The organism is Arthrobacter sp. FW306-1B-G06A, assembly GCF_058781765.1.
The window spans coordinates 81,283-87,282 of the sequence record NZ_JBYSXB010000021.1; the positions used below are offsets into that span (position 1 = coordinate 81,283).

Here is a 6,000-nt window from a genome sequence, read left to right on the forward strand (position 1 = left end):
TTGAATCGTTATGAAATGTGACGACGCGCACAGTGGTTGACCAATTGATGGACTTATTGAAAATCGACGTTGTTAGGGTTGATCCATGAAAGAGACGGCGGGCGGCATCCAGCCCGAAACGGTGCGCCGAGGGCGCCGCGGGACTTATGCCAAGACGGAGGCCCGGAGGCAGGAAATCCTGAAGGCCGCCTTCGACGTCTTTTCATCCTCGGGATACCGCTCGGGCTCGCTGAAGGACGTGGCGGACAAAGTGGGCCTGACCCAAGCAGGGCTCCTGCACCACTTTCCCAGCAAGGAAGCCTTGCTTGAGGCAGTCTTGACCTTCCGCGACGACGAGTCCGCGATCTACACCGGGGCCTTGGATGCCAAGGGTGCGGACTTGCTGCACGCCATGGTGGATCTGACCCGGCACAACACCACCATCCCAGGCCTCGTGGCGCTGTACTGCGTACTGTCCGCGGAAGCCACTGACCCCGAGCACCCGGCCCACGAGTACTTTCTTGAACGGTACGAGCGGGTACGCGGCTTGCTGAGCGATGCTTTCTCGCACATGGCGGACGAAGGCACGTTACGGCCCGGCGTCGCGCCTGCCGCAGCGGCACGCCAGCTGACCGCGCTCATGGACGGCTTGCAGGTCCAGTGGCTTCTCGACAACGATTCCGTGGACATGCCCTCCGAAGTCGCGGCGTACCTCAACGCCGTCACGACCGAGAGCTTCTAGCCCAACTAACTCGCAGTAAGTGTCGTTATGAGCCCTCAAAACGACATCTACTGCTAGTCAGTTGGGTGGGCCGGGGGCTCAGGCGTCACAGCGCCGTCAGGCCACCGTCCACGGTAAACAGCCCGCCGGTGGCGTACGCGGAATCGTCGCTGGCGAGGAACACCATGATGCCCTCGACGTCGGCCGCGGCTCCGGGCCGGCCGAGCATCGTGGAGTTGACCAGGCCGGCACGGCTCACGGGATCGTCCGCGATGGTCTGCACGAGCGGGGTCTCGGTGTAACCGGGCACTACGGTGTTGACCCGGATTCCAGACGCGGCATAGTCAGCCGCCGCTACCCTGGCCAAGCCATGCACCCCGGCCTTGGAACTCGTATACGCGGTGAAGGTCTGCCCGCAGGCCACCACCGCGGTGGGACTGCCGGTACAAATGATCGATCCGCCACGGCCTTCCATGGCCCGGACTGCGTGCTTGAGTGTGAGGAAGGCCCCGCGCTGGTTGATGGCGACGGTTTTTTCCCAAACCGCCAAGTCCAGGTCCCCGACACGGGCGTCCTGCCCGAACAACTGCACCCCGGCATTGGCCACGACGACGTCGAGCGGTCCGTCTTGCGCCACGGCAGCGTAGGCCGCAATGACGCTGGCTTCGTCCGAGATATCCATGCGCAAAGCCTGTGCGAGGGCTGATCCCGTGACAGCGGCAGCCTTCTCGGCGGCTTCCAGGTTGATGTCGGCGAAGTACACGCGGGCGCCTTCGGCGACGAAACGCTGGGCCACGGCCAGTCCGATGCCGGAGCCTGCTCCCGTGACAAGGGCGGTCTTGCCGTCCAGCCGTTTGCTCATTGTTGTTCCTCTTTCAGTTCAGTCGACGCGGCGGACAACCGCAGTCCACGGCTCAAATTCAAGATTGGTGGTGTGGCTACCCGGGAGCCGGACGACGACGCTCAGCGCTTGGGCAGTGAGGTTGGCGGCAAACAAAACCGTCCGGCCGCCGTCGCGCACGGGATACAGCACGACGCCGGGCACCTCGCCGGCTACCTCAAGGACCTCGCACCCGCGCACGGCGGCGAGGGCGACCAGCAGCTCGCCGGCGGGCGTGAGGCCGCCGGGTCCGCGAATCCCGCGCGGTCCCGTTGCCTCGAAATAGCTGACGGATTCGACGCCGGGAACGCTGAGCGCTGCGATGCTGCCCAGCAGCCAAGCGGCCGTGAAACCCTCGGGCTGCAGGGGGTCCGTGGCCATGGCTTCGGCTGCCGCATCGTCACCCTCTGTGGCGACGGCGTTGAACCGCGCCTTCAGGGTCACCGGGCCGAGGTGCAGCGGCCGCCCCGGGCCGATCCGGAGGGCATTGAGCGCGACAAGACGCTGCATCGGCAGGGTCTCCACGACGTGTGGCACTTCGGTGGCGTGCATTTGCGGCGTGATGCTGAAGGACACGGCGTCGGCGTCCGGGGGGAGGCGATCCGCGCTGCGGTTCAGCTCGGTGAAGTGCGACCGCGCTCCGGCAAGCAGTGCACCGCTAAATTCGCGCCGCCGAGCCTCATCCCTGAGTTCAGCCCAGAGCTCCGGCTCCGTGACGTGGCTGGAAGCGTCGAACACCGCGAGCCGCAGCACCTTGTCCAAGGGCAGGAGCTCGAGGAGTTCCCCGATGCGCTGCGGCGAATCGACGGAGAGCCGCACATCCAGCGGAACGTTCAGGTCCGTTGCCTCATCCGCGGCCCCACGGACCGTGCGCTCATTGTCCGGTCCGGGTGCCAGCTCCAGAAGCAGGGCGTCCAGGCCGGGGATGGGCTCGGAACGGGTTCTGGGTGCTGTGGCCGAGGTGGCCGAAAGCGAAAGCGCCGGCACCCGGGCCGTGCCGCCGTCGAGCACCGTGAAGACGCCTTTCGAGGCCGGCCGCGGAACCGCCGTCGCGGACCCGGGAGTCACCGTCAGGAGCACCGACTGGTGGACGCGATCGCCGGCGGAAACTTCCACCGGAAACGGCTTGGACAGCGGCGTGCTGTACGTCTTGAAGGAAGCGTCTGTCCAGTTCCGTTGGTCTTCGGTCTCGAAGACGTCGCCGTGGAAGTCGAGCCTGAACCGGGTTCCGTCGCGCTCCCACTCCATGGAAGAAAGGTCCATGAAGGGCTGGTGCGGACTGATGTCCACGGGGAAGAACGACGGCGTGCTGGCGCCACCGGGACTGCCGATGGTCACCGCGCGGCCGGCGTCGTCGGGGCGGTGCAGCACCACGAGTCCGATCCGGTTGCTGCGGAAGGCAGCGGGAGCGACGCCGTCGAACGTCACTTTGACGCTGTTCTTCGTGAAGTGGATGGCGAGCTCGCCGGTGTAGCTGGAGCCGAAACCGGCGAAGTCGATGTCGAGCAGGAGGGTGACACCGCCGTCGCGGGAGTGTTGCGCGACCCTGCTGACCGTGGGCACGAGGGTGCGCCAGTCGTGGTCGCGGACCACTGCGCGAATGGCCCGCAGTACTGGCATGCCGTTGAACGTGATGTCCGAGAGTTCATCGTTGCGAAGCTCGGCTCGCCAAGCTGCTGCTTCCACCGTTTCCGATGGGGCGAATAGCCTGGCGTGGTTTTCGTCGTTGAGCACAGCGGGCCTTTGCAGCGAGGACGGAAGTAGGCGTAATTGGAATCAATTGTGATGCGCGCCATGCGATGAGTCAACCGGTTGACCAATATTTGAGAACTCACGCGCTGCGGTTCGCGTCGCGGTAGGTCACTTGGAGCAACGCCACGCAACCCGGCGAAAGGCTTCGAAACCATTATTGGTTCGCGCGCCGCGGCCTGCCTAACCTCGATGCACGTGGTGTACCCGAGAGGCCAGGGAGCTGCCTGCAAAGCAGCGCACGCGGGTTCGAATCCCGCCACCACGTCTCGTGTGTTGTCCTGGGGCGAAACGCCCAGGGGCCGAGCTATTGGGCGGCGTCGTAGCCCGCCAGCAGGCGGCGGGACGCTGTGCCCATGTGCGAGACCATGGCCTCTGTCACCAAGTCGGCGTCCCGGGACTCGAGCGCCTTGAAGATCGCGCGATGCTCGGCGAGCGCGGCGGCGGCATGGCCTTCATCGGTCAGTGCCCGGTCCACCCAGATTCGCAAGAGCGACCTAATGCTCTGCAGGAGTTCCTGGAGGACCTGGTTCCCGGAAGCGGACGCGATTTCCTTATGGAACGCGGCGTCGGCCTCGACGAAAACCGCGAGGTTATCCAGCCCGGCCTCCATCGAATCAAGGTTGGCTCGCATGCGCTCCAGGGCCTCGTCGGTAATGCGGGCCGCGGCCAACTGAACCGCTTGGACCTCCAATCCACTGCGCAGCTCCACGAGTTCGCGTGTGCGCGGCTCGCCGAGCATGAGTCCCCAACTGAGGGTGCGGGGCAGAAGTTCGGAGACGCCGTCGCGCAAATAGGTTCCGGACCCCGGCCGGACGATGACGATGCCGAGGATTTCCAACGCGGCCAACGCCTCGCGAACCGCCGAACGCCCGACGCCGAGCGAAGCCGCCAATTGGCGCTCGGCCGGGAGCCGGGTTCCCGCCGCTATGTCGCCGCTGGTGAAGTACGCGAGCAACCTCTCGGCGACCTCGGAGACGACGGAGCCGTGCTCCATCGGAGCAAGCGCTGCCGTCATATGGGCCGCTGCGGCGGCGGAATTCGCTGACATCTTCACAGCGTAGCAACCGGATGACCAATTTCTCCCGCACCGAATTCGTAGGTGCGGGGGTCACGTGAATCCGGCGCGCGAAAATTACGATCAGTCAACCGGTTGACCAATTTACTCTCTGGGGTTTATGGTTTTTATCACACGCTTAGCTCGGTCCTGAGGCATCGAAGTCCACGGATCGGCACTAAGAAAACCCGAGCCGCCTGGTCCACAGAAGGACAACGCGCTCCGGCAACCTCTAGGAGTCAATGTGGACACCACACAATCGGTGGTCGAAAGATCGGCCATCAAGAAAGTCGCGATCCGGCTGGTGCCGTTCGTCGCCTTGATGTTCTTCATCAATTACCTGGACCGGACGGCCATCTCGTTCGCCGGCCCGAACGGCATGAACAAGGACCTGGCGCTCTCCGCAGCGCAGTTCGGTTTCGCGTCCGGAGTTTTCTTCATCGGCTACATCCTGCTGGAGGTTCCCAGCAACCTTGCTTTGCACAAGTTCGGCGCGCGCCGCTGGCTGGCCCGAATCATGGTCAGCTGGGGCATTGTGTCCCTCGTGTTCACCTGGGTGGGCAACGTGGACCAGCTCTACGTCCTGCGCTTCATTCTGGGTGTGGCGGAAGCCGGATTCTTCCCCGGCGCCATCCTCTTCCTGAGCCTCTGGGTCCCCGCAAAACACCGAAGCAAGATCCTCGCCCTCTTCTACTTGGCACAGCCGTTGACCACGGTGATCGGCGCTCCACTGGCCGGCGCGTTGATCCAGCAGCACGGCGTGTTCTTCGGCCTTGAGGGCTGGCGGTTCATGTTCTTCGGCGTCGCCATCCCGGCGATCGCCATCGGCGTCATCTCCTGGTTCTACCTGGCAGACTCCCCCGCCAAGGCCAAGTGGCTGACGTCGGAGGAAAAGACCTGGCTGACCGGTGCGCTCGAAAAGGAAAAGGCGGCGACTTCTGCCAGCAACAAGCACGTCAGCGTCCGCACCGTGTTCGGCAACGGCCGCGTTTGGATGCTTTCCCTGATCTACTTCGGCTTCATTTACGGCCTCTACGCCCTCGGGTTCTTCCTGCCGACCATCATCAAGGGCTTCGAGTCCCAGTTCGGCACGAAATTCGACGTCTTCCAGCAAGGCCTCATCACAGCCATCCCGTACTTGCCTGCCGCCGTCGCCCTGTACTTCTGGTCCAGGGACGCCACCAAGCGCGGCGTCAAGACGTGGCACATCGCGCTTCCCGCACTGACCGGCGCCGTCAGCATTCCGTTGGCGCTGTTCGCAGGGTCCCCGGCCGCGACGATCGCCGTCATCACCATCACCGCCGTGTCCATCTTCGCGGCCCTGCCGAACTTCTGGACGGTGCCCACGCAGTTCCTCACCGGGGCGGCGGCCGCAGCCGGAATCGCGCTGATCAACACCGTCGGCAACCTCGCAGGCTTCAGCGCCGGCTACATCACGGGTTGGCTCAAGGATTGGACGGGAAGCTACGTGGTGCCCATGTTCGTGGTGGGTGGCTTCATGCTCCTTTCCTCGATCCTCATGGTCGTCCTCAGCCGCCGGGGAAAAGCCATCAAGGGCGTCCCTATCGAGACTCTTGACCCTGCAGTCGCCGGCCACCACGCAGAGCCCTAACC

General features: G+C 64.6%; 5 protein-coding genes and 1 tRNA gene. 3 read left to right on the plus strand and 3 right to left on the minus strand.

Features of this window, described 5'->3' with window-relative positions; all coding sequences use genetic code 11:
- Positions 1 to 85 precede the first annotated feature (85 nt).
- Entirely contained in the window at positions 86 to 721 is a 636-nt protein-coding gene (locus AC3WJM_RS12635; RefSeq protein ID WP_306960756.1) for a TetR/AcrR family transcriptional regulator, read from the plus strand.
- A gap of 85 nt (positions 722 to 806) precedes the next feature.
- Here the strand turns inward: AC3WJM_RS12635 and AC3WJM_RS12640 are convergent, their stop codons facing one another.
- The gene (locus AC3WJM_RS12640; RefSeq protein ID WP_307052910.1) at positions 807 to 1,562 is read right to left on the minus strand and encodes an SDR family NAD(P)-dependent oxidoreductase; all 756 of its coding nucleotides are present in this window, start codon (positions 1,560 to 1,562) and stop codon (positions 807 to 809) included.
- 18 nt (positions 1,563 to 1,580) lie between these two features.
- A complete protein-coding gene (locus AC3WJM_RS12645; protein ID WP_492272019.1) occupies positions 1,581 to 3,314 on the minus strand; it encodes a D-apionate lactonase family protein in 1,734 nt (577 codons plus the stop codon).
- Between the two features lie 212 nt (positions 3,315 to 3,526).
- Between AC3WJM_RS12645 and AC3WJM_RS12650 the strand changes: the two genes are divergently transcribed.
- Positions 3,527 to 3,597: transfer RNA gene (locus AC3WJM_RS12650), tRNA-Cys, on the plus strand.
- 39 nt (positions 3,598 to 3,636) lie between these two features.
- Here AC3WJM_RS12650 and AC3WJM_RS12655 read toward each other — a convergent pair.
- Positions 3,637 to 4,380: a FadR/GntR family transcriptional regulator gene (locus AC3WJM_RS12655; protein WP_307052912.1), complete on the minus strand. Its 744-nt coding sequence runs from the start codon at positions 4,378 to 4,380 to the stop codon at positions 3,637 to 3,639.
- Between the two features lie 250 nt (positions 4,381 to 4,630).
- On the opposite strand from AC3WJM_RS12655, the gene AC3WJM_RS12660 reads away from it, so the two are divergent.
- Positions 4,631 to 5,998: an MFS transporter gene (locus tag AC3WJM_RS12660; protein WP_307052913.1), complete on the plus strand. Its 1,368-nt coding sequence runs from the start codon at positions 4,631 to 4,633 to the stop codon at positions 5,996 to 5,998.
- The last annotated feature ends 2 nt before the right edge of the window (positions 5,999 to 6,000 follow it).